Raw genomic sequence first — 673 nt, 5'->3', positions numbered from 1 at the left:
GGCGTCGACCGGCCCGGAGACGGCGGTGGCGACGCCGCCCTCGCGCAGCCGGGCCGCCGCCGCTTCGATGCCCGCGCGGTACGGCGTACGGGCGAGGCGGCGGGCGGCGGAGTAGACGGAGAAGGGGACCAGCAGGGGACCTTCGGAGGCGGAGCGGGCGAGGGCGGCGACGGGGCGCAGCAGGTGCCGGCGCCTGCGGTCGAGGAGGAGGTCGGCCATGCGGGCGGGGTGGGCGTCGAGGACCTGGCGGGCGCCGTGCCCGGTGAAGTGGTCGGCGGAGCCGGCGGCGAGGCGGCGCCGGTCGCGGGCGGCGCTGACGAGGCAGGGGCCGGGTTCGTCGGTGAGGGGGCCGTCGAGGTCGGCGTACGGGAGCGCCTCCTCGGCGGCGGCCACGACGACGTGGTGGAGGCGGGGGTCGGCGGCGAGGGCGTGGGCGCTTTCGAGTTCGCCTTCGCGGCCGCGCGGGGTGGCGAGGTCGTTGAAGGTGACGGCGAGGAGGCGGGAGCCGGAGCCGGGGAGGGTGCCCGGGGCGCCGGGGAGTCCGGCGGCGAGGAGGGCGAGGGTGGCGGAGGCGGTGCCGCCGGAGAGGTCGGCGCCGACTCCGGGAGCGGGGGCGCCGCGGGCGGCGCGCCGGTCGGCGGGGCCCATTCCCGGTACGGGTCCGGGGTCGGGG

The 673-nt window shown here is 80.7% G+C and carries 1 pseudogene; it reads right to left on the bottom strand.

From position 1 onward, the window contains the following. Positions 1-673: pseudogene (locus VR44_RS07275) on the bottom strand (asparagine synthase-related protein); the annotation flags it as partial.

Origin of the sequence: Streptomyces katrae, from assembly GCF_000966975.1 — a bacterium.
Taxonomy (GTDB): domain Bacteria; phylum Actinomycetota; class Actinomycetes; order Streptomycetales; family Streptomycetaceae; genus Streptomyces; species Streptomyces katrae.
Note: the sequence above shows the minus strand (reverse complement) of the source record. Positions and strands in the feature narration are given on the sequence as shown.